This window comes from Calorimonas adulescens (assembly GCF_008274215.1).
Lineage (GTDB): Bacteria > Bacillota > Thermoanaerobacteria > Thermoanaerobacterales > UBA4877 > Calorimonas > Calorimonas adulescens.
This window is the reverse complement of the sequence record NZ_VTPS01000001.1, coordinates 208,327-233,277: the sequence shown is the minus strand read 5'-3', so window position 1 is coordinate 233,277 and position 24,951 is coordinate 208,327. Positions and strand designations below refer to the sequence as shown.

Sequence of the window (24,951 nt, the reverse complement as noted above, 5' to 3'; positions counted from 1 at the left end):
TAAGAGGGGGTTAAAGGCATGAGCCAAAAGAAATATAAAAAATTAGACCACGAGACCATAAAGGAAATTACTGATATTGTAATTGAAAAGTATAAGGAAGAAGCTGAGAAAGAAAGAAAGGCACGTTATGACAAGAGACTCAGAAACACCAAAATGCTGCTTAGAAATTTCAGGGAGTTATCAGAACATAGCGAAAACGCAATCTACGAAGCGGCACAGGTTCATGACGAAAGCCTTGCTGAAATCCTTGAAATAATGAGCGGAAATTATTTCGGGAAAGAAGAGCTTTACATAGACAGCATCAAAAAGAGCTCGGCAAGAACAAGAATCATCATAGAACATGTAAAAGAGATGATGAGAATATATGAGTCATACTGCATGAGGTCACAAAAGCCGGAAGACAAACGCAGATATAGGACGGTTTGCAGCCTATACATAGACGAAAACCCCAAAACTGTGCAGGAAATTGCAAAAGAAGAGGCTATTGATGAAAGGACAGTTTACAAGGATGTTGACGCCGCCTGTGAGAAGCTGTCGGCCTTGATATTTGGCGTTGAGTGGCTAAACCGATAGGGAAAATTATTCAGGGCAAAAAGTGGGCATTGACAAGGCAATTACGATATCGTAAGATGGTATCGATGAAATTGGGTAATGTCACACCATAAAAAAGAACTGCACGAAAAGCCCAAATTTCGCTCCTATCCGGTTATTTTAAGTAAATACCTCGCTCTTTCGTTTGACTCCAGACGGTAAAATGTTAGAATGATTACAAGGAACAAATTACCGAATGGTAAGAAAGGAGGCGAGGGAATGGTTAAGAAAACGGATATCGTGAGGGAATTGGTAAAAGCAGGGGAATATAAAAAAGCCCTGAAAATAGCCAAAGACTTCCGGCTCGGAATTACGCCAGCTCAATCCAACAGTATGAAAAAGGCGTACGAATGCATGGTCCACAGTAGATTTTATCTCTCCATCGGTGAGGATGTTCCAAAAAGAATAGAGGAGGGAGTAAACGTACTGGTTGGCCTATACGGTTAGGAGCGATAGAATGTTGAAAATTTATACAAGCAGGTATCAAAATCCGGAACTCTCAAATGGGAGTTATACGGTAGTTGGGATAACAAGAGGAGCACCGAAGTTTCCGCTTCGGTATGTACTGGCAGGAAACATAATAGAAATAGCACCGCCAGGTTATCTCTTTAATGAATATGACCGAACAAGATTCACCAGGCCATATTTCGCAAATATGGACAGAGTAGGAGTGGCAAGGATAAGGTCAATTCTCAATCAGTATCTTGCGTTAGGAAAAGACGTAGTGCTGTGTTGCTACGAAGACGTAACAAAACCTGGTGAGTGGTGCCACAGATTGGTTTTTGCTGAATGGTGGAAAGCAAGAACCGGAGAAACGATAGAAGAATTGCAAGACCCTTCCACCTATAAAGCCAAGCAAGGTTCCAGCTTAATATTACCGAAGAAAGAATCGGAAAAGCCTAAAGAACCGGAACCAGAACAATTATCATTATTTGGTTTGCAACCGCCGATAGCTTAGTGGCAGAGCACCTGGCTCTTTACCAGGAGGGCGTAGCGTTCAATTCCTGCTCGGCGGACCAAATATAGAAACAAGGCATCGTATGAAAAATACGATGCCTTTTATGTTGCATATGCAAATTATCAAGAAAGAAAGGAAGGTGAATATTGTGGCGAAGTTTCAGAATCCAGGAGCATTTTTTTTGGGAACATTGGTAGCAGCGGAACAGAAATTCCTTAAGCCTTTAATTGAAAATGCCAGAAAGAATGGATATACGAGATTCGTAGAACCTTGCGCCGGAGCTTTTGCAATGGCTCATCTTGCAGTGCAGGCGGGATACAAGCCGAGCGAGATAGAAACAAGCGATGTTGCTATGTTTACTACCATCATGGGTTATGCCATCACTGGACAGTCGTTGAAAGAGCTGGAAATCAAGGCTCATGGATTTACTGACGAAGAGCTGCTTGACCCTGCGACCGCTTTGTTTGCTCAGCTCTACCTGCGAGCAGCAAAACAAGCAGGGAAAGAATACTATTACAACATTATGATGGACCTGGAGTACAGAAGAGAGCAGCATATCAAAAACATCAATGAACAGCTCCAGAGGGCGAGAGATGTGCTACATGGAATGAGTTATAGACCTCTTGATATGTGGGTACATCTTGATGAGGTTATTGACGACCCCCACACTTTGGTAATAGCCAATCCTCCGACCTATGCTGCCGGTTTTGAAAAATGGTATGACACCGGAGGGAAGATGACATGGAAGGAGCCTGAGTATAAGATATTTGACCCGAAAACCGGTCTTATAGAGCTGATGCGTAAATGCGAAGATGCAAAATGCCTTGTTATCTGCTACGAAGAAAATGAACCAGGAAAAACTGCTGGGCATCCCATATTCGCACGGTACGGGGTAAGAAACGGCATAAATGTATATTTGACGACCAACAGACCGGATGAAGCAACGGCACTGGCGAAAGGTAAGAAGGTAACGAGGCCCAACGAAAGCAAACTCAATCCTCTTGATTGTTCAATATTACCGAGGGATTATGTCATAACAGAAAAATCAAAGGTTCAGCTATGCCAGGTTGAACGGTCAGAGGCTCAGTATTACAGGCAGCTCTGGACACACAACTTCGTAGGCTCCTCTGCTCCTATAAATATAGCGGTCCTCATTGACGGGAAAATTGCCGGTGTATTTGGACTTGATAAGTCGGCTCTCACGATGGGAGCTTTCGGTACACAGGTAAGCAATGCGGTATTCCTCATGTATGGAATGACCGTTCCCCATAAAGAGTACCGGCTTAACAGACTATTGACAATGCTGGCACAGAATGAAGACTTCATCCTTAGCCTATGCACTGACCTTGAAAAAGAAAAGGCAAAGACACTGAAAACAGTACAAATGACCAAATATCCGGAAGCAAAGGAAATGAGGGGAATCATGAAGCTTACCAAGAAGGTTCCGGATAAGAAGTACGGATTCAGGCTTACCTATGAATCTGACCTGGTCAAGAGAAACGAAAAAGAAACTCTTAAAGAGTGGTTATGGAGGGAAGAAAGATGGAAGAAGCAACGAGCAAAATCCAAGTCGATAAGTTAGCCGACCTGGGTTCCGGCCTTATTATAGCAAAAGTAAAGATAGCCAACATCAAGGAACAGGACATCAACGCCAGAATAATGAAGCCGGAGATGTTCAAGCAGTTGGTTGACAATATAAAAAAGAGGGGGCAACTTGAAAGCCTCCCTTTGTGCGTTTTGGTCGGAGATAAGATTGAAATTATATCGGGACATCACAGAATACGTGCGGCACGTGAAGCTGGCATGGATGAAGTTGTAGTCATACTGGATATCAGCGGCTTAAGCCGTTCTCAAATAGCAGCAAAACAGATTGCCCATAATGCCATTTCCGGATTCGATGACCAGTCAACACTCAAGGAGATAGTGAAGCTTATTGAGGATGTGGATGACATGCTTGAAAGCTACATCGGCAAAGAAATTCTCGAACAACCGATGGCGGAACTTGAGAAGCTCTTGTCTCCGAAGGTTGAGTTTGACTGGAGGAACATAACATTTACGTTCTTGCCTCACCAGTTAAAAGATCTGGAAAAGCTTATTGCCGCACTGGAAAGCACAAAACCGGACTTTATAGGGGTTGCTCCTATCGAAGAACATAAGCCTTTCATGGAAGCAATCAACAAGTACCAGAAGTTTGCCAATGTCAAAAATACCGGTTCTGCTATTCATGCAATGATACGATGCACTGAGCAGATGTTTGAGGACATTGGATACGAGGAAAGCCAGGAATGGGTACAGCTTACTTCAATATTCGGCAGCAGTGCTGTTCCTAAAGAAGCAGCAGATGTTATCTCGGAAGCTGTCAAAAAGATGTGTGAGGAAGGGATTGTCGGCCAGAAAAACAAGTGGCAGGCTATTGAGTATTGGGCTGCTGATTTTCTTGCCGGAAGGTAGGTGATATAGATGGCTGCACCTAAGAAATACAATCCGAAATATCACGATGCCTGGGCATGGTCACTTGCCATGAAGGGATGTGACAACAAGGAAATAGCTGAGGCGATGGGGGTATCGGTCAGGACAATTCTCAGATGGTCCAAAACAACCGATGCTAACGGAAACGAAGTTCTCACATCGTTCGGCGAAGCGTTGCAGGAAGGGAAGGATGCAGCAGATGCCAAAGTTGAAAAGAAGCTTTACGAAAGGGCACTCGGATATGATGTCGAAGAATCGGAGAACGTTGTTGATATAGACACTAACGGAAATATCAAACCGGTTAGGAGAAAAACAACCAAGAAGCACGTTCCTCCGGACACGATGGCAATTATGTACTGGCTCAATAATCGCAGACGAGGAGAATGGTCTCAGAAGCAGGATGTGAACATAAGCACGGACAATGGAGAGGATGTGGTAATCTACATGCCTGCGAATGGGCGTGATAGTGATGGCTAATAACGTCCGAATACTGAAACCGCAGGAGGGGCCGCAGGAGGCGTTTTTATCGTCCTCTGCTGACATAGTGATATACGGAGGTGCTGCTGGAGGAGGAAAGACCTACGGGTTACTGCTTGAGCCACTGAGACACAAAAACAACCCAAAGTATGGCGCAGTAATCTTCCGAAGAAATGCAATCCAGGTAACGATTGAAGGAGGTTTACTTGACGAGAGCCGTGAAATCTACGCTGGAATCAGAGGAGCGGAACTCAGGATGTCCCCGCGTCCGACGTGGATTTTCAACGGTGGTGCGAAAGTTGGATTTGCCCACATTGAAAGCGACGATGACCTCCCAAAATGGCAGGGAGCCCAGATATGCTATATCGGATTTGATGAGCTCACGCACTTCACTGAGCACCAGTTTTTCTATATGCTCATACGTAACCGTTCGACGTGCGGCGTAAAACCGTATATCCGAGCGACATGTAACCCAGATGCGGATAGTTGGGTGGCTAAGTTCATTGAATGGTGGATAGACCAAGACACCGGATACCCTATTCCAGAACGCTCAGGTGTCATTCGCTGGTTCATCCGAAGAAATGAGGTAGTCACATGGGCAAACACAAAAGAAGAGCTCTGGGAACGCTTCAATCTGGTTACACCGGAAGAACGCAGAGAGCCAAAGTCGGTCACATTCATTGTCAGCACAGTCTACGATAACAAGATACTGTTGGAAAAAGACCCGTCGTACCTTGCTAACCTTAAAGCCCAGTCCCTCATCGAGAGAGAACGTATGCTCCACGGCAACTGGAAGATAAAACCGGCTGCCGGATTGTTCTTTAAGCGAACGCAAGTCAATATGATACCAGCCATACCGGAGGATGTTGTCAGATGGGTTAGAGCATGGGACCTTGCGGCGACCACTGATGAGGAGAGCAAGGAGTCGGCCTTCACAGCGGGAGTTCTTATAGGGAAACGAAAAAATGGACGATATGTAGTAGCTGATGTAATCAATGAACGAATGTCGGCATCAGATGTTAGGACTACCATAAAGAACACGGCGACAACAGACCTTGTTCGTTTCAAGAGGGTTCGGATTAGACTTCCGCAGGACCCAGGACAGGCAGGAAAAGAACAGGCGCAAAGCTACATCAAGTTCCTCGCTGGATTCGACGTTACTGCAATACCGGAATCCGGAAACAAAGAGGTACGTGCGGAACCGATGGCGGCTCAATGGCAAGCCGGAAATTTCGACGTGGTTGTTGGGGATTGGAACGAAATCTATTTCAACCAGCTTGAAAGTTTTCCTGCCAGTAAGTTTAAAGACATGGTTGATGCCAGCAGCTCAGCTTTTGCAGAGCTTGAACTTGAAAATGTATTCAACCTTAACAGCCTAATTACTTAAAGCGAGGTGAGAAAGTGAACGATTATAATGCTCGTAAAATAGCGCAGATGCAAAGATTGGAAAGAGGGAGGCAAATAATTGCCGGTAAGGTTGACAGAGCGGACAGCGCATACCGAAGAGATGGATATGTCAATCTACTTAACAAGTACGGTACTGCGCAGGACAATACGACGGCATACTTTTTTGAGGGAGAGCCGACAGTACCGGATATGGACCTTGCCAGGCACTATGAAGGCGAAGGACTTTTCGCTAAAATTATTGACACGCCCGCAGAAGAGGCTGTGAAGCACGGGTTTGAGCTTGGCATCAACAATCCGGAAATAGAAAGTTTTATCACAGATAGTCTTGACGAGCTGGATTGGGAGGAAAAAGCAGCTACAGCTATCAAGTGGGCTCGGCTTTACGGGGGAAGCCTCATAGTCATGCTCATTGATGATGGAAGGGGGTTGGAGCAGCCATTAGAATGGAAAAACATTCGTAGCATTGATGAGCTGAGAGTGTACGAAAGGGCTGTAGTACAACCGGACTATACCAACATCTACAATTACGACCCGAAGGACCCAGCACGAAGGACGACATCAAAATTCGGAATGCCGGAGTATTACCATGTTTTTAGTGCATACGGCACGTTTACAGTCCACGAAAGCAGGTGCTTGATATTCCGGAACGGCATTCTGCCAGAATACATCACTCAGTCGTATTATCGGTTCTGGGGAATACCGGAATATATAAGAATCAAGAGAGCACTGAGGGAGACAATAACAGCCCATGGAGATGCAGTAAAACTGCTTGAACGTTCAGTACAGGCAATCTACAAGATGAAGAACCTGGCTCAACTCCTTGCCACAAGCGACGGAGAAGACCAGGTTCTTAAGCGTTTGCAGGTAATCGACATGGCACGTGGCATTCTTAACAGCATATCGATTGACGCTGAGGGAGAAGACTACAGCTTTCAGACGTTCCAACTTTCAGGAGTAAAAGATGTAATAGACTCAACCTGCAACATGCTTTCGGCACTTACCAGCATACCACAGACAATCTTGTTCGGACGTTCCCCTGCTGGACAGAACAGCACAGGCGAGAGTGACCTGGAAAACTACTACAACTACGTCGAGAGGATACAGAAGCTAATGCTCAGGGGTAACCTAAAGACATTGATTGATGTTATTCTCAAAGCTGGACTTGCAGGCGGCAAAATACCTGAAATACCTGACTACAAGCTAAAGTTCTCGCCATTATGGAGCATGAGCGACTCTGAGCAGGCTACAGTAGAAAGCACAAAAGCTCAGACCAGTTACACCAAAGCCCAAACAGCACAACTATACGTTGACATGGGAGCACTTGACCCATCAGAGGTAAGGGCAGGACTTGCTAAGACTGAAGAATTTAACGTTGAAGACTTGCTTGACGAACAAGACATTGAAGATGAAGACTGGGGATTGGCGGGTAATGTTCAAGAACAGTTTGGAGCCGAAGGAGAAAAAGGGCCACTTTATGTCCCGACAGATATGTTTGTGGAAAATGTGGAACAGCCCAATATGGATGAATCGGCGTGTACTTCTGCTGCAACCCTGGTAGTGAAAGATGGCGAGATACTCATTGGCAGAAGAAGGGACGGAACCGGATGGTGTGGTCCGGGGGGTGGCATTGAAGATGGCGAAACGCCGGAACAGGCAGCAAGGAGGGAGCTGAGCGAAGAGTTTGGGATAAAAGCAAATGAAATGATACCTGTCGGAGTGATGAACGGTTTACCGGAAAGATACGGAGTGCCGTTCATTTTCTTATGTACGGACTATGACGGAATCCCGAAATGTGACGGTAAGGAAATGGAGGATGCAAGGTTCTGCAAACTTGATGAGTTGCCTGAATTTCATTTGTTCCCACCGTTCATAGGGTCGTTGGAAATGCTGTTAAAGGAAATGAGAAAAAGCAAGATGGCTTTTGATGAAGAGGAGAAATGGATAACCATGAAAGGAACTCATGTTCTTATAGGAGAGGAGGGGACTATTAAAGGAGGGCCTCCCAACCTGGTAGGGAAAGAACATAAACCTAAACAGTCTCAAAATACAAACAACACGGCATCGAAGACACCAAGGAAAATGTATGATGTTGACAAGCCAGAAATAACAGACAAGGACAAAAAAGCTTTGAAGAAAAAGTATAAACAGCAAGAGTTATATGATAAAATGATGAAAGAATATGTTGAGGACAAAAATACTGATGAGATTGCCAAAGAAAAGTTTGGGCCAAATCAAATGACCACGAGCGAATTTGTCCAAAAAGCAAAGGAAGCCACTAAAGAATATAGCGAACAGGAAAGAATGATTGATGCTGCATTTACTGCTGACGCTGCCACCTCTATTAGCGTAAACGCTCAAGCTATAAATGCTAAAATTAGGCAGGGAATTGAGCTTACAAATGAAGAGAAGGCAGTGGTGAATCAAATATCAACATTAGCGAAGCCATTAGGGAAAGATACTGACCTATATAGGATGGTTGGTAAGGGTTATATATCATCTTTAATTGGCTCAGAAGAAGAATACGCAGTAAATCCTTACACCGGAGCCAATATCAATATTTTAAGCGAAAGTTCAAAGAAGGCAGCATTATCATTACAAGGAAAGACCATAGTCAATAATGCACTACAATCAACAGCACCTGGTGTTCATAGTTTTTTTGAGAATAGGGATGTTGCAGTAAAAATAAAAGTGCCAAAAGATATACCTGTTTATATGACAACCAACATCTCAGAGGGCGAAATCGTAATTCCTCCAAACGCTAAAATGAAAATAACAAAGGTTGATATCATACCAAACACTAAACCAATAGAACTTCCAAGGTGGCAAACAGGAAGAGATATTGACCCTAAATCAGACTGGAGAAAAGAAGGCTCACCTGGGATAGGAGGAACAACGTGGAGAGAAATAAACAAAGGAATTACATTTAGCACGGCAACATTTCCTAAAAAACATGGTGTTGGTGATGATTTTGGAGTATATGTTGAAATGGAGTTGATTGGGTATGAGTAATTCGAAAATCATGAGGACATGTTGCGATTTATGCGGCGCGCAGAAAATGTTTCTACAACAAACCGAACAGGGGCACGAAGTGTGCGAATTGTGCGGATGGGTACAGAATGACCATTATTTCCGATACCCTAATGAAGATATTTTAAACAGACCGTACACATCGTTAAACTATTACAGGTTTCTGCACATACTCAAGCAATTTGCTGAAAGCATAGGGTCCAGTGCCTACAATAGATTTAAGGCACCCAAAGCTATTTATGATGTATGGATTAGGAAACATCCTGAATTAAACGGACAATACAACATGAGCGAGTTCAAATTAACCAAACCAGATAAAGACTTGTTCCTTTCTAAAGAGGATTGTTGGGACGAAGACGACGAAGAAGCTGATTAAAAAGATTTATCTGATAGAAAAGTGACCGTTAACTAACGGTCACTTTTCTTGTTGGGGAAGGTGTAACAAAATGAATGACATAGCAATGAAGCAGGCGGTTCAGGCAGCAGTAAAGCCAAAATTTCGAGGCAACCAGAAGCTTAAAAGCAAAGTCCATACTTATTATCCCGAAAGCATAGAAAGAGAGTACCAGAGGGTCACAGACGCTTATATGAAGCTTGTGAAAGATGTCCTCAAGGAATATCTGCCTATGATTAAAGATGCGTTGATGCAGGAAAAAGGCAATGTACGCAAAGACGACATCAGGGACCTGGGACTCGTTGTAAAAGATGCGTTCGATGCTATGCATAAACAGCTTGAGCAAAAGACCGAATCCTTCGGATTGCGCAGGAAGCTCGAAGCCCTTGCTCATCTTACGAGGAAACTGACAATCAAAGAATGGAAAAAGGTGGTCAAACAAACTCTCGGAATTGACATCATGGATGACTACTATATGGGCGAGTTTTACCGTGAAGCTCTCAATGTATGGGTTGAGGATAACGTCAATCTCATCAAGACGATACCGAAAGACTCCCTTGGCAGAATGAAAGAAATCGTCCAGGAAGGATTTAAAGCCGGAAAGACAACGAATTCTATAGTTAAGGAGATACAACGTACCTACGGAATAGAAAAACGTCATGCAAGGCTTATAGCTCGTGACCAGACGGCCAAGCTTCACGGGCAGTTGGCAAAAGCACAGCAGACCGATGCAGGAGTAAATGAGTATACATGGAGCACTTCCGGTGACAGCCGAGTGAGAGAACGGCATAGGGAGCTGAATGGCAAAAGGTTTCGGTGGGATGACCCTCCGGTGGTTGATACCAAGACCGGCAGAAGAGCACATCCAGGCGAAGATTATCAGTGCAGATGTGTTGCGCTGCCGGTCTTTGATATAGATACAATCAATGTTCCGATTGCAAAAGGATAGGAGGTGCTGTGTGTGAAGAAATGACTTGCAAAACGAGAATCTTGGAAGAAAGGAGATTGAGACATGTCGGCAATAGCGATAGCAGCCTTGTGCAGACAGTTGATAGCAGAGGCAGAGGCAATCATCAAATATACCGAAGACATTGAAGCGACAAAAGCAATCGAAGGCGGTGCCGCTGCTCTGTTTGACGAACTGAGGCTTGATGAGCTTGAGCATATCCAGAAACTAACGCTCGAACTCACAGAAGCATTAAGCACAGGCGAAGAGGAAACTGGGGGTGAGGAATAGTGAAAGTCCCCCAATTAAGAAGGGTACTTAGACTCGACAGCATCAAGCTTGACGAAACGTATTTCACAGAAGAAGGGTATCTCATTGACCACCCGATTGTTACATCGTGTGGGATATTTGAGTACACAAATCCGGATGGAACAATCAGAAGGGAGCTAAGATTACCGGAGCATGTATTTGCTCAGAAAAGCCTGGATAGTTACGAGGGCAAGCCTATCATCATAACTCACGACGCAGGTGTCGTAGATAAAAACAATGTTGATAAGGAAATCATCGGCACAATGCTATCCAAGGGATACCAGGACGGAGACAACGTAAGAGTGAAAATAGTCATTCACGATACAGACAGGATGAAAGAGAGTGGGCTTAGAGAACTATCTCTCGGATACAACCTGACTCTTGATGAAACGCCTGGTGTCTGGAACGGTCAACCTTATGATGCCATCCAAAAAGACATCGAAATCAACCATCTTGCACTTGTAGCAAATGCCCGAGCAGGAGAGAAAGCTCGCCTGAATATTGACGGGCAAGAAACTAAATCAATTCTTAAAGGAGGTAAATCCATGAGTACAAAAACAAAAAGAAAGGACGGAGGCTCTATGACTCCAGAAGATTTCGCTGCCGCAGTTGAAGCTTTCAAGGCCAGAAGGGCAGCGAGAAATGCTGCTAAAGCAGGTAATGAAGGGACTGCATCCCAAGCAACACCTGCAAAAGACAGCGATGCAGAACCTGCCGCAGCTCCGGCAACATCTGCCGAGAAAACCATGTCCACAGATGAAACCATTCAGATGGTTAAGGACAGACGTGACAGGAGAGACCAGGAAGGAGACCCTGCTACTCCGGAAGCGGCAATGGGTATTATTGCCCAGCAGGATGAGGACATCGAAACACTGCTTGAAATCATCGAGGCTCTCAAGGCCGAAAAAGACTTTGGAGAGGCTGCACAGGCAGCAGACTGCAACAAAGATGAGGATGCGGAAGAAGGAAAGAAGGACAGCTCCGAAGACCAATCCTGCTCTCTCAATATGGATGCCGCTGATGCACTGTTCAGAACAAGACTGGAACTTGTCCGTATCGGAGACCGCTTGAACATCGATGGAATAGAGAACATGCCAATCATTGATGCAAAGAAGGCCATCATCAAAGCGGTTAATCCTCAAATGAGGCTCGACGGAAAAGGAAAGGCATATATCAACGCAGCCTTTGACCTGGCAAAGGAAACCCTCAATGCCAGAAAGGATACCAATTATCAGCGTTCTCAGATGTTCAATGCTGATAGCGCAAGACCGAATAGAAATGAAATCGGAATGTCTGCCGCAGAGAAGGCAAGAGCCAGGATGATTGAAAGAAAACAGAATGGAGGTAATAGGTAATGAGCGCACAAACAAGTTATGGGTTTGCAACTCCAAAAGGTGTGGCCGGTGGTCTTTTAGACATTGCGCCATATTCCATTGACACCCGTGTCAACAATGAAGCTGCTGCTGACTCCCTTAAATATGGAATGGGAGTCGTGCAGGGGGATACCGCTGGAGTCGGTGTAAGAAAACCGATAAGCACAGATACAGCAGCAGTATTCGAGGGCATAGTCATGACTGGGTTCAGCAACCAGCAGACTATCGAAGGAGACGTAAACATCCTGCCCAACCAGAGTGTAGGTATTCTCCGTTATGGAAAAGCGTGGGCAAGAATCAAAGCTGGAGATACCCCTGCATATGGTGGAAAACTCTATCTGATTATCAACGGAGCTGATGCAGGATTGTTTACTACTACATCGAGTGTCGACACCATTGAAGTCAAAGGAAGATTTATAGGCACCAAGGGCTCTGGTGATATAGCTCCTGTTGAGCTGTTCAACCAGGCTCAAGCCTAAGAAGGAGGAGGACGAACAATATGAGCTATAACGCACAAATGCCATCTACAGGTTACTCTGTAGCAGACTATGAAGCTCTTATGAGCTCCACTATTCCTGCTGCCCTTGTCGGGGTTCAGGGAATGAGATTTGACAGTGCCGAGGATGCGTCCGTATTCTTCGCTCGTGAGCTTGACTATATCAAGAGCCAGTCTTACGACGTAGAATATCCGGAGTTCACCGCACTTTCGATTTTCCCAATTTCCAGTGAAGTTAATCCTGGAGCTGAGACGGTAACTTACTACAGCTACGATAAAACCGGTATGGCTAAGATTATCAGCAACTATGCCACCGACTTACCGAGAGCTGACGCAAAAGGAAAACCGACTACAGCTATTATTAAGTCAATCGGAGCAAGCTACGGATATTCCGTACAGGAGATGAGAGCAAGCCGTATGGCGGGGAAATCCCTCGACGTAAGAAAAGCAGAAGCTACACGTTACCAGATTGACTATCTGAACAATAAGATTGCGTGGGCAGGGGACGAAGAAACGGGCTTAATCGGCGTCCTGTCTGCCGGAAACAACATCCCGTTCTACACCATTCCGGCAAACGGAGAAGGAAGCTCCACTCTGTGGAAGAACAAGACTGCTGCTCAGATTCTCGCCGATATAAACGGAATGCAGGCTCAGGTAGCCAAGAACACCAAGAACGTAGAAAGGCCGGATACATTGGTTCTCCCTGCTGACGTGTACATTGACATTTCAACCAGGCAGATAGACAATACCGGTTACACCATCAAGAGGTTTGTTCTTGAAAACGCTCCATACCTGAAAGAAATCGTTCCTGCTGCCGAATTGCAGTCTGATGCAACCGATACTAACCCATACGCACCGCAGGCAGTTGCATTGCTGTTCAAGAAGGACCCGAGGAAAATTACTATCGAGAATCCACTGCCCTTCTATCAGTATCCTTTACAGCCGCAAGGGCTTGAGGTTATCGTTCCCTGCGAAGCAAGAACAGCCGGAGCGATTATCTACTATCCTCTGTCCCTGTTGATTGCACTGGGAATATAAGAAAGGAGAATGACGCATGAAGGTTACGAACAATTCAGTTAAGATAATCAACATCGGAGAGCTGTCTGTTTTGCCTGGAGCAACTGAAATAGTACCCAAAGATTTCGTCGGCAACCCCGTGCTTAAGTTTTTGGAAAAGCGCGGGGATATTGCTCTTTTCGATGAAGAAGCTGCTGCTAAAGAAGCGGAAGAAGCTAAAGCGAGAGCAGAGGCCGAAGCAAAACTGAAAGCAGAAGCAGAGGCAAAAGCTAAAGCGGAAGAAGCCAAAGCTAAAGCAGCAGATGCAGCGAAAGCAAAGGCAGCCGAGGGGAATACGACTCAGAAGAAGGCGTAAGGAGGGGTGACAAATGACCCCTATTGAAGTCTTGAGGCTTTTGGCACCGGAGTTTTCCTCAATAAGCGATGAAGTTATCACTCAATGGATTGAACTCTTTACGCCTTTTGTAAGCGCAAAACGGTTTGGGGATACCTACAACCAAGCCCTTGCCTTATTAACGGCACATAAGCTGAAAATGGCAGGCTATGGCGACAACACAAACGGAACCATCGGGGACACCCTTCGAGTTGGCTCATACTCGGAGGGTGAAACCTCGATTGGGTATACGGTCAACCAGGGAACAAACCTTCTCAACGATGCGGAGTTGACACTCACAACATACGGTCTGCAATATCTTTCATTGCGCAGGGCAAGGATAATACCTATAGTCTCGGCAGGTGAGGCATAGCATGGCAGGAAAAGCAAAAGACCGCTGGACGGCTGAGGGGAAGAAATTCAAAGCTGAAATAGAAAAACTCAAAAAGTTACAGGTAAGGATAGGATACCAGCAGGGTGATGTGATAACTGAGGATGGAGTTGACATGCTTGACATTGCCATGTGGAATGAGCTGGGAACTATCAATGCACCATCGAGGCCGTTTTTGAGAAAGAGTGTTGACGAAAACGCAGACAAAATAAATTCCTTCTGCAAGGCGCAATTGCAAAGGCTGACAAAAGGTGAAACGGCAGAAGAAATACTTAAGCAAATCGGGGTATTCTCTAAGGGGCTTGTGCAGGAGAAAATCGTTGATGGCGAATTTGAGCCAAATGCTCCGTCTACCATCAGACGAAAGAAATCCGACAAGCCTCTTATTGATACCGGCCTCATGAGGAAATCTGTAAACTATATAATCGTTGAGAAAGGAGGTAGGAAATGAACATCTGGAAGAAACAGTACACAATGCGAAGATACCAAGCGCAAAAGGTTGGCAGAAAAGGATATGTCACCACGGGATATGAGGATATACCGGTAATGCTCAATGTTCAGCCTTTAAGCAACGACGAGCTGGAGGTTATTCCGGAAGGTTCTCGTTCCGTTAAAAGGATAAAATGTTTCGGCGATTTTCCGTTTGCCACAGCAAATCAGAAGACCGGAGTTCAAGCTGACAGACTTTTCTTTGAAGGGAAGTGGTATGAGTGCGAGATGTCCGTTCTCTGGGATCATACGCCGTTAAAGCATTACCGTTCACAGTTTGTGCAGGTATCAGAAGCAGAACCGGATAATGCCGTAGAACCTCCATCCCAGGATGGTGGTAGCTCATGAATCTAAGGACGCTGAGGGATAACCTGTATGAGATAGTAAAGCAGTATTTTGAAGGGGCAACGGTAGTATGGGCAGAGCAGCATATGGTTAAGCCTACATTGCCCCTAATAACGCTTAAAACGGGCTCATTATCGTTGACAACATTTCCTATCGCGGAAGATATAAACGGCGTTCCTACTGGCTATTATCCATCCAGAGTGACGCTTGAGATTAACCTCTATACTAAAGGAGCTCCGGTGGAAATGGAACCAGGGGAAGTTGGGGCAACGGAAAACACGGCAGTAAATGATTTGATGGATTTTTTGAGATATATCAATTCTCAGTATGTAACAGACCTTTGTGAAAGCCTCGACATTGCTATAACTCCAAACGGACCTGTCCAAGATGTCACTGCATTGCTTAACGATACCATGTATCAGTACAGAGCAATGCTGGAACTGAATGTAGATTTTATGCAAGTAGCAAAGGGATATGCTGGAATCATACCCGAGGAAGGTGAATGGACTCAAACACCAAGTGGAGGAGGAACAGAGGTGCTCCTCAACAAAGAAACCGGATACTTTGAAAAAGTAATCATCGAAAAGGAGGATATATGATATGAGCAATCTTAGCGACATAGTAAATGTGCAGATTGATGTACGCACACCTGTCGTAGATAGCGCAAGCTTCGATACAATGCTCATTGTGGGGCCTGGACCAGCTAATACTTCGGCTCCTGGATATGAACCGCCACCGGATGTCGGAGTGTATACTTCTCTTAAAGAGGTTACGGACGCTGGATGGGTAGCATCTGGAGAAAGTGCAGACCCAATCGGCTTGGCAGCAGTTGCGGCATTCTCACAAAGCCCACAGCCTGCAAAAATCTATATTGCTGTCCAGAAAAAAGTCGGAGAAACGCTGGAGCCGGTAACGACAACTCTTGACAGGGCACTTAATTACCCTGGATGGTATGCAGTCGCTCCTGCCGGTATAGCAGAAACTGACTTCCAGGCAATAGCAACATGGGTCGAAGCAAACGAAAAGCTGTTTGCATACACCACGATGGCAACCATCAATCCTGTAGATTTGACGCTGTACCGCAGTTTTGGAATCTATGGCAAAACATCTACGGGCGCAACATCCACGCCGGAAAGCAACAAATATGCTCATGTGGCATGGCTTGCAAAATGTCTTGCTTATGATGCAGGTTCCGAAACCTGGGCTTTGAAGACGTTGGCGACAATCTCGCCGTCCACGCTCAGCGGTACTGAAATGAACGAACTTAAGGCACAGAAAATTAATTACTACGTGACCTACGCCGGAAGGAATGTAACACAGCTCGGTCAGACGTGTGCAGGTGAGTGGATTGATGTAATCAGGTTCAGGGACTGGTTAAAGAACGATATGCAGTTGAGGGTTTTCAACCTGCTCGTGCTCAATCCGAAAATCCCGTATACCAATGCCGGAATCTCACTTGTTCAGAACCAGATGCTTGCATCGCTCAAGCAGGGTCAGGCCAACGGCGGCATTGCCGAAGATGAGTTTGATGAAGACGGAAATGTAATTGTAGGTTATACAGTTACTGTTCCAAATGCAGCAAATATAAGCGACACAGACAAAGCTTCGAGGATATTAAGCAGGTGCAAGTTCACGGCACGACTGGCCGGAGCTATACATGTAGCAAATATCCAAGGTTCTCTCGTTTACTAAGGAGGTGTGAACAATGGGGACTGTAAAGACTTATAGCAGCAGACAGGTAATGATTGCCTTTGGGAATCACTCCGTATCAGGGTACGCCGATGACAGCTTTGTTACCATCGAAGCAAAGGGCGACGGAGTAATGTCTAAGACCGGATGCGACGGAGAAATTGCCAGGGCAATTGACCCTAACGACCAGTACAGTATAAAAGTTGTTGTGCTACAGACCTCTCCTACCAATAAGTTTCTCCAGGATAAATATACCCTGGACAAAAAGACTGGAAACGGAACCTTCCCTGTCCTTATAAAGGACCTGAAAGGCGGTACGCTTTTCTCGTGCGATGAAGCATGGGTAACAAAGCCTGCCAGCAGGGTATATGGGAAGGACACAAATAACCGTGAGTGGACCATAGAAACTGGCGCAGGAGAGCTGAAAGAAGGATAAAGGAGGTTAAACGATGAAACAGTTTGAACCAAAACAGGTGACGATAGGCGGGAATGTGTTTTACATCTTTCCGTTCCCTGCATTTAAGGCCAGCAATCTTAGTGGCGAGCTTGCGGCTCTTGCCATACCGCTGCTCGGAAGCCTTGCTCCCTTCTTGGGAGTAAAGAAGCCGGACGGTTCAGAAACCAGCCTCCTTGATATAGATGTTGAAGATGCAGCCCCTGCGATTGCAGGGGCTTTCAACTCTATTTCAGGGGATAAAGTTGAAAGCTTAATGAAGAAACTTCTCATAACCGGAAAGAACATTACCGTAGAGCTTGAAGACGGAGAAGAACCGCAAAGACTCACCGAGGACCTGGCGAATGAACTTTTCTGCGGTGAAGTGCAGAATATGTTCATCCTTGCATTTGAGGTTATCAGAGTCAACTTTGCAGGTTTTTTCAGGAAGCTCGGCGGCCAATCTGGTGCGGTCGTCGAGAAATTTATGAAACAGATGAAATAAGCAAATATGGAAAGCTTGATGTAAGCCAGTTTACTGAGCTTGAACTGAGGATGTATACCCTCATAAAAGCAAGGCTGGCATCAAAGTATGAACTTGAAACATGCTATACGCTGGATGAGGCATTGAAGCTCTACGCACTGCACAGGATGGATTTGGACATAGAATACGGGAAGACGATGGAATTGAGAGAAGGGAGGTAGCCTATGGTTATAAGAGATATTGCTATTCTTTTCGGATATGAAGTTGACAAGAAAACCGAAAACGCCGCAGAAAACAGCATCAAAGGGCTTAAAGATATGGCTACCAAACTGCTTGGAGCCATCGGAATAGGGTTTTCACTTGTTCAACTTAACGCCATTGCCGAAGAGTTCAATGGTATTAACGACCAGATACGGAATGCTACGAAGCAGCTTGGAAACCAGGAAGAGATACAGCAGAAAATTCTTAAGGCGGCGAACGATACAAGGTCCTCCTACGCAGATATGGCAAACGTGGTAAGCACCCTTATACAAAGTGACCGTTCACTATTTGGGTCGGTTGAGGAAGCTACAGAGTTTGCTACACTGACAACAAAACTCTTTAAGACTGCCGGTAAAAGCAACGAAGAAGTCAAGTCATTGCAGGAGGCACTTAATAAATCGTTCGCAAAAGGGATAGTGGATTCGGAAACGCTCAACCGGCTATACGAAAGAGCTCCGGAGGCCATAAACCTGATATCAAAAAGTCTCGGTGTAGCAAAGGAAAAACTTGCTGATATGGCAAGCAAAGGAACCTTCACTGTAGCAGACTTGAAAAAAGCCTTTATATCCAATGCGGACGAAATAAACGCCGGATTTGAAACACTGGATTTCAGCATTTCGGATGCTCTTCTGAACATTCGGAACCAGTGGGGGCTTTGGGTTGACAGCATGAACAGTTCCCTTGGATTAAGTCAAACAATCGGAAGATTCATGGTCCGTTCTTTCACACAGATAATGGAGGTTCTGAAAAAGGCAACGACATTCGTTGAAAGACTTGCTGACCGTGTAGGAGGGTTTGATAATCTGCTCAAGCTGGTAGCAGTAACGGCGGCAGCGATATTTGTAGCACTCAATGCACAGAAAATCCTTGCATTCCTGCAAACGTTCGGGAAACTATTAACGGGAATCAACTTCAAGATGCTTGCTATAGTAGCAGTCATTGTAGCAGTGTTCCTCATTATCGACGACTTCATAAATTTCATGAAGGGCAATGACAGTGTTATAGGGAAGCTTCTCGAAAAAGCCGGAGTAGACACAGAAAAAGTAAGGCAAACCATCATCGCAGCATGGGAAAGCATCAAGTCATTCTTGCTTGCTGCCTGGGATTTCATTAAACAAATAGCCTCAACGATATGGGGAGGGTTGAAAGATTTCTGGGCACAAAACGGCGATGAAATAAAATCTACCCTGCTTGCAGTATGGGATGCTATTAAATCAACCCTGGGTGCATTATGGGAAGCGTTGAAGGCTATTGCCATAGCAGTATTTGGAGCACTGCAAGATTTCTGGAACCAGTGGGGCGACCAGATTACAGCCCAGTTTGAAATATTGTGGAACTTCTTAAGCAGCCTGGTTATGAGTTTTCTTACGGTAATAAGAGGTATAGCAGAATTCATCGCAGGTGTATTTACCGGAGACTGGGAAAAAGCCTGGAATGGAATAAAGACCATCTTTGAAGGAGTATGGAACAGCATACAGGCTTTCTTCGTGTATATCTGGGATACCATTTACAACTGGTTTGGAGAAAAGATTGACGCAATCGTTGCGAAGGTTACGGGATTTGTAGACGCAATCAAGCAAAAGATACAGGCGGTGAAAGACTTCTTCGGAGGGATAGGCGATGCAATAGGCAAGTTCTTCGGAGGAGGAGACATGAAAGCGACGGTATCTGCTTCTACTGCTGGTGCAGCAGCCGGTGGAGGGAACAGAACCAGCAATGTCAATCAGAATGTAAACATTACAAACAATTTCAACGGCGGCGATGTCTCTGCTCAAAAAGCTGGTGCTAAGGCTATGAGCAAATCTGCCTATGACGCAACAAGCTATATGGCCCGTGGATTGGCATATGGGAGGTGAGGAAGATGAGAGCCACAAGACCAGCAAGCATCAATGGGATTGAATTTGATGTGCTCATAAACCAGACAACAACCTATGAAGCAGACATCCCAGAATATCCGACAGAGAAGGGGTATTCTGTTGAGGATACAATCATCTTGAAGCCGTTGCTGATTGATTTAACCATCTTCCTTACCGATACTCCCGTTACATGGGCAAAAAGATTCGGCAAAAACAGAAACCGTGTAAAGGCCGTTACAGAAGAATTGAAAAGGCTGTATTTCAATAAGCAACCGGTTACTTTCACAACGAGTGAAGGTACATGGAAGAACATGGGTATAGTCAGCATCACGATACCAAAAACTGCCGAGACAGGATACGCCTGCGAGATACCGATTAAGCTCAAGCAGATAAGAGTTACGGAAGCCAAAACGGTAGCAATCCAGGCTTCCTACGGGAAAAGCGGGGCTACCGGAGCCAATGCAGGGACAATCAGCTCTAAGAATGCTACAAATTCCACAAACAAGTCCGAACAAAAAAAAGACTCGAAAAAAGCCGCATCGATTCTATATGGTTTAGCTGATTCAGCTAAGCTGTTTGGTTAGAGGGGGTGTTTTTGATGATGCAATACATTACGCCTCCGGACCTCAATGATAGTTTCTCCAGGGTTGTTCTTGGAGGAAAAGAGTATTTGCTCCGGTTTACCTATAACGACACATTCGGATACTGGTCCTTTGGAATTTACGACCTGGAGGAAACCCCTATCGTGGCGATGACAAAGATTGTGCCCAACTCGCCGCTGACATTCTTTTATGAAAACAGAGACCTGCCTTCCGGAGTTTTTGGAGTAATAACAGACCTTGAAAAGGTTGGGAGAAACGACTTCATTAACGGGAAGGCCGTTTTTGTGTTTATACCCTACGAGGACCTAAAGGAATAGGAGGTGGAGCATGAATAACTTTGATAGGCAATATAGGTTTTCGGCTGGAGTACCTGGAAGGCCAGGCTTTGAAGTTGGCTCCACCGACTTTCCGCATAAAACAGCCCTTCATATCAGTTTTTCTATAGAGAAGTCAGATTTGGAGAGTGCAAACACAGGAAAGATTACGCTTTGGAACTTATCTCCAGCACAGCTTGCCACATTAAATCTCAAGGACTGTGAAGTAGTGCTTAAGGCAGGCTATGGGACGATAATGCCCCTTGCTTTTGTTGGGAATATCACCAATGTTGTTACTACTCAAGACGGTCCGGACACTATGACAGAAATTGAGGCTGTGGATAGCCGAGTAGCTTTACGTGATACCTACATCTCGGTTTCGTATGCCGGTGTTATCAACAGCAAGAAAATTATTGAAGATACTGCCGGACAAATGGGAGTGCCTGTCGTATTTTCTCCCAAAGCAAAGTTTGTTGACCTTCAAAATGGGTTCAGCTATGTAGGTGCCGCAAAAGGAGCTTTGAAAAAAGCCTGTGCTTCGAGCGGGCTTGCATGGTCATTGCAGAACGGGGTCCTGCAAGTTAAGATGCCTAATGAACCTATCAGTACGAGAGCTTTTCTTCTCAGTGCAGAAACAGGATTAATCGGAATACCTAAAAGAATTACTAAGGCATCTCAGACACCAAACGAAGGCAACAGAAATAATACAATGCAGACCGCTCAGACAGGATGGGAAGTACGATACTTCATGAACGCAGCTATCAACGTCAATGATTATGTGAGATTGGAAAGCAAGATTGCAACTGGGAATTTCCGAGTTTCAAAACTGACTATAGACGGAGACAACATCGAAGGCGAATGGACTTGCACAGCCGAATTGCTGGAGGTGAAGTAATTGCTGCAAGAATTTACAGAACAAATAGGAAGGACTATTGAAGAATTCCTTTCTGGCGTTCATACTGCGATGCCAGGAGAAATTAAAAGTTTTGACTCTGCCACATGCACGGCTGTTGTCCTACCGAAAGGACAGTTTAGGTCTCCGGATGGCAGGGTTTTTAACTATCCGGTCATATCCGGTGTTCCAGTGGTGCTGATACAGGGAGGCGGACAGGATGCTACTATTGCATTCCCGATAAAAGAGGGCGACGGATGTCTGCTTATAATCTGCGAGCAGGCCCTTGATTACTGGAGATACGGCGGTGAGACGCAGGCAGAATTGAGGCATGACCTTACCAATGCAGTAGCAATACCAGGGCTTTTTGCAAAGCCAAATGCTGCGGTTAAGGAAGCAATCGACAATGATGCAATAGTGATTAAGAAAGGGGATAGCAAAATAACCCTTTCTCAAAGCGGAATAGCCATCAGGGGCGATTTAACAGTGGAGGGTAATATAACAACTACCACAGGAAAAATAACGGCCTCACAAGGGCTCTCAGTGCTTTCCGGAGATGTAACAGCAGGAAATATCTCATTGAAGAATCATACTCATACATCATCGGAACCTGGAAGCCAGACCTCAGCACCACAGTAAAGGAGGGATGATAATTGAAAGATTTGTTGCTTGATGCTACAGGAGACCTTGCAGTATCCAGTAGCGGCGATATTTCCATTACAGACAGCGTAAGCCAAGCAGTTAAGATACGGCTGCAATGGTTTGCCGGAGAATGGGAGTTTAACGAAGAGCTCGGGATCCCTTACTTTGATGAGGTGCTTGTAAAAGGAGGAAATGACTTCCGGACCGAACAGCTCATTAGAGAGCAGATACTCAGCGTTGATGAGGTAACAGAAGTTACATCGCTTACTATTACTGCAAACAAGGCTGAGAGAACTTTAACTATTTCATTTGAGGCAAAAGCAGGCAGTGAATATATAAGTGAGGAGGTGACGGTTAATGCCTGATTACGGAGTCACTCCAGATGGTTTTGTATTGAAAAGGCTTGATACTATTATGTCTGAAATATACGAAGAGCTTAAAGAAGGCTGGGGATTTGACCCAACGGTTAATCCTCAATCATTGTTAAATGTATTCGTTACAAGCTTTGCTGATAAGATTGCGACTTTGTGGGAAGTTGGACAGGACGTATATTACTCTCAGTATCCATCGACAGCAGAAGGCATAAACCTTGACAATGCAATGCAGTTTGGAGGTTCAAAAAGAGCCAGGGCAACTAAGACATCTTATACTATCCTTTGTGAGGGCGACGATGAAACACCTATACCGACTACATGTATGATTGCATCTGATACTTTACCTGTTGTCAATTTCCTATGCGCTCAGGAATCATCAGTCATAACACGTAGGGCTTTTAACAAAGTTTCTATCAGAGTATTACAGGTTCAAGCTTCTTCGACTTATACCATCGCAATAGACGGAACGATTTACACCTACACAAGTGGAACAAACCCGACAGAATCCTCAATTCTGGAAGGTTTAGCACAAGCCATTACTGACCCTCTCTTTACAGCTACGGTACAAAATGGAGTTTTAATGCTGGAAGATACCAACAAGCTCAGGAGCAGCTCGCTGATATTATCTGAAAATCTGACAACGAAGAGCGTTTATTCTCTCATAAGCTTTTTAAGCGAGGAATACGGTAAATTTGTTCTGCCAGAAGGTTCTATTAACAAAATAGTTACGGGACCGATTGGCTTTCGGAGCTGTAGAAACGTAGGATATGCAGTCTACGGACGACTTGCAGAGACAGATGTTGAAGCGAGACAATCATATATCCAGAAAATCGCTCTCAGGTCTAATACAATGCTCGATAGTATCGTTGGTGCGATTCTTGAGAACGTAGAAGGTGTCGAAAGCGCAAAGGGGTATGAGAACGACGGAGATACTGTGGACGAAGAAGGAAGGCCGCCACATAGTATTGAGATAGTTGTCGATGGCGGAGACAGTACGGAAATAGCAGCTCAAATTCTTGCAAAAAAGGCAGGGGGAATTGGAACATTTGGTTCAGAGGAGGTTATAGTAACCGGTGTTTCCGGAGAACCCATAACAATAAGGTTTAACCGTCCTCAGTATGTCTATGTTTGGCTTAAAGTGACACTTACAATGAATTCCGCACAGCCGATGCCGCCAAATTACGCAGAGCTTACGAGAAACTCAATTCTAAGCGATGTAAAAAGCTTGAAAGCAGGAGAAAGCATTTTTACGCAGAGATTTTACGCTGGTATCTATACCAATGTAAGTGGCGTTGGATACGTTAAAATTCAAGCGTTTGCAACAACAGATGCGGAAGAAACACCAACGGCTTACGACCTGGAAAACGTTGATATTACGAGCAGACAAAAGGCGGTTATAGACAAAGACAGAATAGAGGTGGTCCTGAATGGAACGCCTTGATAGCCTTTTAGCTGACTTTCCGGAACAGTTCAGAAATAAGCACAATATAGAAGTTTTAGCAAATGCACTGGATCATCAGCTTCAAGAAGTCCTTGACATGTTCAACCAGTTACGAACTGAAAGGACATTAGACAAAGCCGTAGGGAAACAATTAGATGGTGTAGGTGATATAGTTGTTTTGAGCCGTAAAGAAGCAGGTTTGTTGTCAGGAAAAGAAATTTACTATCCAGTTATTGATGATGAACGGTACAGGAGGTTCCTGAAATATAAGGCTTTCAGAAATGTTACCAATGGAACCTACTATGACATCATGGAGGCCATGAAGAATGTCTGGGGAGTAGATGATATCTATTACTCAGAAGAACCTTCTCAACCTGCAACCATCATCCTGACAATGCCGACGATTGGTCCTGGAGGAGAACCTATTGTCCTGGGTGAAGTTCCTGCTATAAAACCTGGTGGTGTCGGAATACGATACATGTACCAAATAAAAGCGGAAGTCCAGGTTGGAAAGAATATAGCTTCATTCATCACAAACGTTCCGTTTTGCGGAACGATTTTTTGCGGGACTTATCCGAACGTTGCTACTCTTGGTGCTATCCTTGAAAAAGACGTATCTGTTGGCAGTTCTATAGCAGATTTTATCTACGAGCCAACTGAATGTGGAACCTATCCAGACATCGCTACAATTGGAGTAATTCTCACAAAGGATATTGATGTTGATGGAGCAATAGAAAACTTTCTCTATCAGCCAATGAATTGTGGTGATGAGGTTTGTGGAACCTATCCGTATTTATCTACTGTTGGCACAAATATAGAAAAGCAAGTTGATGTTGACGGAGGTGTATTAGAATACTTCTTCCAGCCGACATATTGTGGAACTGCATACTGCGGTGAATAA

Annotated in this window: 31 protein-coding genes and 1 tRNA gene; all 32 read left to right on the top strand. The window is 44.8% G+C overall.

Annotated elements, in window-relative coordinates; translation table 11 throughout:
• Positions 1-18: 18 nt before the first annotated feature.
• Positions 19-573 (top strand): hypothetical protein, encoded by a 555-nt coding sequence (locus tag FWJ32_RS01350; protein WP_149544171.1) that lies wholly within the window; start codon positions 19-21, stop codon positions 571-573.
• Positions 574-810: 237 nt separating this feature from the next.
• On the top strand, positions 811-1,038 hold the full coding sequence (locus tag FWJ32_RS01345) for a hypothetical protein (RefSeq protein WP_149544170.1): 228 nt from the start codon (positions 811-813) through the stop codon (positions 1,036-1,038).
• Positions 1,039-1,048: 10 nt separating this feature from the next.
• Complete coding sequence (locus tag FWJ32_RS01340; RefSeq protein WP_203227535.1) at positions 1,049-1,549, top strand: hypothetical protein; 501 nt, start codon at positions 1,049-1,051, stop codon at positions 1,547-1,549.
• A tRNA-Lys gene (locus tag FWJ32_RS01335) sits at positions 1,535-1,610 on the top strand. The genes FWJ32_RS01340 and FWJ32_RS01335 overlap by 15 nt, the downstream gene beginning before the upstream one ends.
• An 87-nt stretch (positions 1,611-1,697) precedes the next feature.
• Positions 1,698-3,131: a putative antirestriction adenine methyltransferase gene (locus FWJ32_RS01330; RefSeq protein ID WP_149544169.1), complete on the top strand. Its 1,434-nt coding sequence runs from the start codon at positions 1,698-1,700 to the stop codon at positions 3,129-3,131.
• Entirely contained in the window at positions 3,092-4,000 is a 909-nt protein-coding gene (locus FWJ32_RS01325; RefSeq protein ID WP_149544168.1) for a ParB N-terminal domain-containing protein, read from the top strand. Before FWJ32_RS01330 ends, FWJ32_RS01325 begins: the two co-directional genes overlap by 40 nt.
• Before the next feature lie 9 nt (positions 4,001-4,009).
• Positions 4,010-4,495 carry a helix-turn-helix domain-containing protein gene (locus FWJ32_RS01320; protein WP_149544167.1) on the top strand — a complete coding sequence of 162 codons (486 nt, stop codon included), beginning with the start codon at positions 4,010-4,012 and terminating at the stop codon, positions 4,493-4,495.
• Positions 4,488-5,882 (top strand): phage terminase large subunit, encoded by a 1,395-nt coding sequence (gene terL / locus FWJ32_RS01315; protein WP_149544166.1) that lies wholly within the window; start codon positions 4,488-4,490, stop codon positions 5,880-5,882. The genes FWJ32_RS01320 and terL overlap by 8 nt, the downstream gene beginning before the upstream one ends.
• A 14-nt stretch (positions 5,883-5,896) precedes the next feature.
• On the top strand, positions 5,897-8,911 hold the full coding sequence (locus FWJ32_RS01310) for an anti-CBASS protein Acb1 family protein (RefSeq protein ID WP_149544165.1): 3,015 nt from the start codon (positions 5,897-5,899) through the stop codon (positions 8,909-8,911).
• 79 nt (positions 8,912-8,990) lie between these two features.
• Positions 8,991-9,305, top strand: a complete 315-nt coding sequence (locus FWJ32_RS01305) for a hypothetical protein (protein WP_162523460.1) — start codon at positions 8,991-8,993, stop codon at positions 9,303-9,305.
• Positions 9,306-9,375: 70 nt separating this feature from the next.
• Entirely contained in the window at positions 9,376-10,272 is an 897-nt protein-coding gene (locus FWJ32_RS01300) for a phage head morphogenesis protein (RefSeq protein ID WP_149544163.1), read from the top strand.
• A gap of 63 nt (positions 10,273-10,335) precedes the next feature.
• The gene (locus FWJ32_RS01295; protein WP_149544162.1) at positions 10,336-10,560 is read left to right on the top strand and encodes a hypothetical protein; all 225 of its coding nucleotides are present in this window, start codon (positions 10,336-10,338) and stop codon (positions 10,558-10,560) included.
• Positions 10,560-11,933: a DUF2213 domain-containing protein gene (locus FWJ32_RS01290; protein ID WP_149544161.1), complete on the top strand. Its 1,374-nt coding sequence runs from the start codon at positions 10,560-10,562 to the stop codon at positions 11,931-11,933. The genes FWJ32_RS01295 and FWJ32_RS01290 overlap by 1 nt, the downstream gene beginning before the upstream one ends.
• Positions 11,933-12,430: a structural cement protein Gp24 gene (locus tag FWJ32_RS01285; protein WP_149544160.1), complete on the top strand. Its 498-nt coding sequence runs from the start codon at positions 11,933-11,935 to the stop codon at positions 12,428-12,430. The genes FWJ32_RS01290 and FWJ32_RS01285 overlap by 1 nt, the downstream gene beginning before the upstream one ends.
• 20 nt (positions 12,431-12,450) lie before the next feature.
• Positions 12,451-13,485 (top strand): DUF2184 domain-containing protein, encoded by a 1,035-nt coding sequence (locus FWJ32_RS01280; protein ID WP_203227534.1) that lies wholly within the window; start codon positions 12,451-12,453, stop codon positions 13,483-13,485.
• A 16-nt stretch (positions 13,486-13,501) separates the two neighbouring features.
• Entirely contained in the window at positions 13,502-13,819 is a 318-nt protein-coding gene (locus FWJ32_RS13400; RefSeq protein ID WP_203227533.1) for a hypothetical protein, read from the top strand.
• Positions 13,820-13,832: 13 nt separating this feature from the next.
• Positions 13,833-14,210 carry a DUF4054 domain-containing protein gene (locus tag FWJ32_RS01270; RefSeq protein WP_149544159.1) on the top strand — a complete coding sequence of 126 codons (378 nt, stop codon included), beginning with the start codon at positions 13,833-13,835 and terminating at the stop codon, positions 14,208-14,210.
• 1 nt (position 14,211) lies between these two features.
• Positions 14,212-14,679, top strand: a complete 468-nt coding sequence (locus tag FWJ32_RS01265) for a hypothetical protein (RefSeq protein WP_149544158.1) — start codon at positions 14,212-14,214, stop codon at positions 14,677-14,679.
• Positions 14,676-15,065: a hypothetical protein gene (locus tag FWJ32_RS01260; protein ID WP_149544157.1), complete on the top strand. Its 390-nt coding sequence runs from the start codon at positions 14,676-14,678 to the stop codon at positions 15,063-15,065. The genes FWJ32_RS01265 and FWJ32_RS01260 overlap by 4 nt, the downstream gene beginning before the upstream one ends.
• Positions 15,062-15,661 carry a phage neck terminator protein gene (locus tag FWJ32_RS01255; protein ID WP_149544156.1) on the top strand — a complete coding sequence of 200 codons (600 nt, stop codon included), beginning with the start codon at positions 15,062-15,064 and terminating at the stop codon, positions 15,659-15,661. Before FWJ32_RS01260 ends, FWJ32_RS01255 begins: the two co-directional genes overlap by 4 nt.
• Position 15,662: 1 nt before the next feature.
• On the top strand, positions 15,663-16,754 hold the full coding sequence (locus FWJ32_RS01250) for a DUF3383 family protein (protein ID WP_149544155.1): 1,092 nt from the start codon (positions 15,663-15,665) through the stop codon (positions 16,752-16,754).
• A gap of 13 nt (positions 16,755-16,767) precedes the next feature.
• Positions 16,768-17,187 (top strand): phage structural protein, encoded by a 420-nt coding sequence (locus FWJ32_RS01245; RefSeq protein ID WP_149544154.1) that lies wholly within the window; start codon positions 16,768-16,770, stop codon positions 17,185-17,187.
• Between the two features lie 13 nt (positions 17,188-17,200).
• Positions 17,201-17,689: a phage tail assembly chaperone gene (locus FWJ32_RS01240; protein ID WP_149544153.1), complete on the top strand. Its 489-nt coding sequence runs from the start codon at positions 17,201-17,203 to the stop codon at positions 17,687-17,689.
• A 50-nt stretch (positions 17,690-17,739) separates the two neighbouring features.
• Positions 17,740-17,889 carry a hypothetical protein gene (locus FWJ32_RS13245; RefSeq protein ID WP_162523459.1) on the top strand — a complete coding sequence of 50 codons (150 nt, stop codon included), beginning with the start codon at positions 17,740-17,742 and terminating at the stop codon, positions 17,887-17,889.
• Positions 17,890-17,985: 96 nt separating this feature from the next.
• A complete protein-coding gene (locus tag FWJ32_RS01235) occupies positions 17,986-19,785 on the top strand; it encodes a tape measure protein (protein ID WP_162523458.1) in 1,800 nt (599 codons plus the stop codon).
• A gap of 5 nt (positions 19,786-19,790) precedes the next feature.
• A complete protein-coding gene (locus FWJ32_RS01230) occupies positions 19,791-20,369 on the top strand; it encodes a phage baseplate protein (protein ID WP_149544151.1) in 579 nt (192 codons plus the stop codon).
• A gap of 14 nt (positions 20,370-20,383) precedes the next feature.
• Positions 20,384-20,704 carry a phage baseplate plug family protein gene (locus tag FWJ32_RS01225; protein WP_203227532.1) on the top strand — a complete coding sequence of 107 codons (321 nt, stop codon included), beginning with the start codon at positions 20,384-20,386 and terminating at the stop codon, positions 20,702-20,704.
• Between the two features lie 10 nt (positions 20,705-20,714).
• A complete protein-coding gene (locus FWJ32_RS01220) occupies positions 20,715-21,596 on the top strand; it encodes a phage protein (RefSeq protein ID WP_149544150.1) in 882 nt (293 codons plus the stop codon).
• Positions 21,597-22,232 (top strand): Gp138 family membrane-puncturing spike protein, encoded by a 636-nt coding sequence (locus FWJ32_RS01215; protein ID WP_149544149.1) that lies wholly within the window; start codon positions 21,597-21,599, stop codon positions 22,230-22,232.
• Positions 22,233-22,246: 14 nt separating this feature from the next.
• Positions 22,247-22,600: a contractile injection system sheath initiator gene (locus FWJ32_RS01210; RefSeq protein ID WP_149544148.1), complete on the top strand. Its 354-nt coding sequence runs from the start codon at positions 22,247-22,249 to the stop codon at positions 22,598-22,600.
• Positions 22,593-24,050, top strand: coding sequence for a hypothetical protein (locus FWJ32_RS01205; protein WP_149544147.1), 1,458 nt, complete (start codon positions 22,593-22,595; stop codon positions 24,048-24,050). The genes FWJ32_RS01210 and FWJ32_RS01205 overlap by 8 nt, the downstream gene beginning before the upstream one ends.
• Positions 24,037-24,951 carry a DUF2612 domain-containing protein gene (locus FWJ32_RS01200; protein WP_149544146.1) on the top strand — a complete coding sequence of 305 codons (915 nt, stop codon included), beginning with the start codon at positions 24,037-24,039 and terminating at the stop codon, positions 24,949-24,951. The genes FWJ32_RS01205 and FWJ32_RS01200 overlap by 14 nt, the downstream gene beginning before the upstream one ends.